We start from the raw sequence: 2645 nt of genomic DNA, 5'->3' as shown, positions 1-2645 counted from the left end.
CCATGAGCATTGGTTCCTTTTTTTTAGTCTGTTTGGCGATAGACATTATACCAAAAAGGGAGGTCAATGCTCTTTTTATTTAAACCTCCCGAAAATAAAGGATTTAGTAACAAAAAAGGGGTGTCAGATTTGACACTACCTCAGGGGAAAAGGAGGAAAGTGTATGGGAATCTCAGAAAGCCTTATTTGGCTTATCATCACTGTCGCTTTATCTGTAGCAGAGATTTTCACCATGGGACTTGTCACCATATGGTTTGCAGCAGGAGCAGCAGTAGCTTTTGTGCTGGCTCTTATTGGCGCACCGCTGTCGGTGCAGATAGCTGCGTTCCTTGTGGTGTCAATTGTGATATTGGTCCTTGTAAGACCAATTGCAAGTAGGCACTTCAACAACAGGCTTAAAAAGACAAACATTGATGCTTATGTTGGAAGAAAGCTTATTGCCAAGACTGACATCGACAATCTTCATGGCGCAGGTAAAGTAGATATGGACGGCTCTACCTGGATTGCAGTATCTTCAATGGACAATATCATAATTCGTGCAGGTGAGACTGTTAAGGTAGTACAGGTCCAGGGAGCAAAACTTATTGTTGAAAGAGAGGGAGTATAAATGACAGCAGGAATTATTGCAGTAGTATTTATCATTTTAGTAATTATCTTACTGGCTTCAAACATCAAGATTGTGCCACAGGCCCATTCTTATGTTATAGAGGAGCTGGGAGCATATAAGGAGACATGGGACGTTGGACTTCACTTCAAGATCCCATTTATCGACAGAGTAGCAAGACAGGTTGATCTTAAAGAGCAGTATTGTGATTTCCCACCTCAGCCTGTTATCACACAGGATAATGTTACCATGCAGATCGACTCCATCGTATTCTTTAGAATATCTGACCCCAAGGCATATGCATATGGCGTAAGAAATCCTATCGGAGCTATTGAGAATCTTACAGCCACAACACTTCGTAACGTAATTGGTTCCCTTACCCTTGATGAGACCCTTACATCAAGAGATCAGATCAATGCACAGATGCAGGATGCTCTTGATATTGCCACAGATCCATGGGGCATCAAGATCACAAGAGTAGAGCTTAAGAACATCAATCCTCCAGAGCAGATCCGTGATGCCATGGAGAAGCAGATGAAGGCTGAGCGTGAAAAGAGAGAAAAGATCCTCTTTGCAGAAGGTGAGAAGCAGAGCCAGATCACTGTTGCAGAAGGTGAAAAACAGTCCAAGATCCTTCAGGCTGAAGCTGACAAGCAGGCTACAATCCTTAGGGCTGAAGCTGAGAGAGAAAAGAGAATCAGAGAGGCTGAAGGTCAGGCTGAAGCCATCAAGAGCATTCAGAAGGCTAACGCTGAAGGTATCACAATGCTCAAGGAGGCAGGTGCTGACGAGTCAGTTCTTACACTTAAGAGCCTTGAGGCATTTGAAAAGGCATCTAATGGCCAGGCTACCAAGATCATCGTTCCTTCCAATATTCAGGGAATCGCTGGACTTGCTGAGTCAATCAAGGAAGTTGTTAAGTCATAATAAGGAGCCTTTATATGGCCGATTTTGCAGTGTTTTCCGATATCCATGGCAATCATTCAGCCCTACAGGCTGCAATTGATTACGCCTGTGGAAGAGGAATAACAAACTTTGTCCTCTTGGGTGATTATGTCACTGACTGCCCAAACCCACAGAAGACTCTTGAAAAAATATATGTACTCAAGCAGTACTTTAACACCTACATCATAAGAGGTAACAGAGAGGAATATCTGCTTGATTACAAAAATAGCGGAGAAGTAGGATGGAGAAAGGGGTCCGCAAGCGGATCCCTTCTGTACACCTACGAAAACCTTACAGGAAAGGACTTTGAGTTCTTTGAATCTCTTCCAAATTATGGGATCTATGAGATGAAGGGGTTCCCTGGGTTTGAATACTGCCATGGCTCACCAACTAATATCAGTGAGCTGATGTTCAGGGAGAAAAGAAATACCAAGAAGGTCTTATCGCACCTTAAAACCGGGCTTTTACTCCACGGACACAATCATGTGCAGGACACCTACGTCTACAGAGGCAAAAAGGGCGTTAACCCCGGATCTATCGGAATTCCATGGTACTATGATGGCAAGGCGCAGTTCTGCATACTACATGGAAGCACCAAAGGCTGGGAAGAAGAGTACATCCAGCTTGACTACAATAGAAAAGAGATCCTCAGGGAATTCAAGGAATCTGAGCTTTGCAAGATGGCTCCAGCCTGGGCTGCAGTTACAATGCACACCATAAGGACAGGAGTTGACTTAAATCAGACAGTGCTTCTTAGAGCCATGAGGCTCTGCGAGCAGGAAAGAGGGTCAGTGAAATGGCCTAACATTCCTGAGAAGTACTGGGCAATTGCCCTTAAGGAAAACAGAATAGACCTCTACGGGAAAGAGATTCCAGTGGAGGAAGAAGAGTAAACACGGGGACGGTTCTGCTGACACGGGGACGGTTCTACTGTCAGGTTTTATCTAAGTAAAACCTGACAGTAGAACCGTCCCAATGTCATTTAGTTAAGGATTTTAAATGACTTTCGTCCCCCCAAAAATGATGTAATAGTTCGTGTATTAGAAATTTCATATCTTGTGTTTACAACAAATGGCACGCCAAGAAAGCAGGGTTT

3 protein-coding genes are annotated in these 2645 nt (G+C 43.8%); all 3 read left to right on the top strand.

Annotation, left to right across the window (positions count from 1 at the left end):
- Positions 1-163: 163 nt before the first annotated feature.
- Genes J6I68_RS14220 through J6I68_RS14210 form a run of 3 tightly spaced genes read left to right on the top strand, consistent with a single transcriptional unit; the run spans position 164 to position 2442 of the window.
- Positions 164-607 carry an NfeD family protein gene (locus tag J6I68_RS14220; RefSeq protein ID WP_292221281.1) on the top strand — a complete coding sequence of 148 codons (444 nt, stop codon included), beginning with the start codon at positions 164-166 and terminating at the stop codon, positions 605-607.
- A complete protein-coding gene (locus tag J6I68_RS14215; RefSeq protein WP_292221280.1) occupies positions 608-1531 on the top strand; it encodes an SPFH domain-containing protein in 924 nt (307 codons plus the stop codon).
- Between the two features lie 14 nt (positions 1532-1545).
- Positions 1546-2442 carry a metallophosphoesterase family protein gene (locus tag J6I68_RS14210; protein ID WP_292221278.1) on the top strand — a complete coding sequence of 299 codons (897 nt, stop codon included), beginning with the start codon at positions 1546-1548 and terminating at the stop codon, positions 2440-2442.
- The last annotated feature ends 203 nt before the right edge of the window (positions 2443-2645 follow it).

It is taken from the genome of Butyrivibrio sp., assembly GCF_017940685.1.
Lineage (GTDB): Bacteria > Bacillota > Clostridia > Lachnospirales > Lachnospiraceae > Butyrivibrio.
This window is presented reverse-complemented; position numbering and strand designations above follow the sequence as displayed.

Excerpts from the sequence above, each read along its gene's own strand:
- J6I68_RS14220 (WP_292221281.1), top strand. The coding sequence starts at position 164 with ATGGGAATCTCAGAAAGCCTTATTTGGCTTATCATCACTGTCGCTTTA.
- J6I68_RS14210 (WP_292221278.1), top strand. The coding sequence starts at position 1,546 with ATGGCCGATTTTGCAGTGTTTTCCGATATCCATGGCAATCATTCAGCC.
- J6I68_RS14215 (WP_292221280.1), top strand. The coding sequence starts at position 608 with ATGACAGCAGGAATTATTGCAGTAGTATTTATCATTTTAGTAATTATC.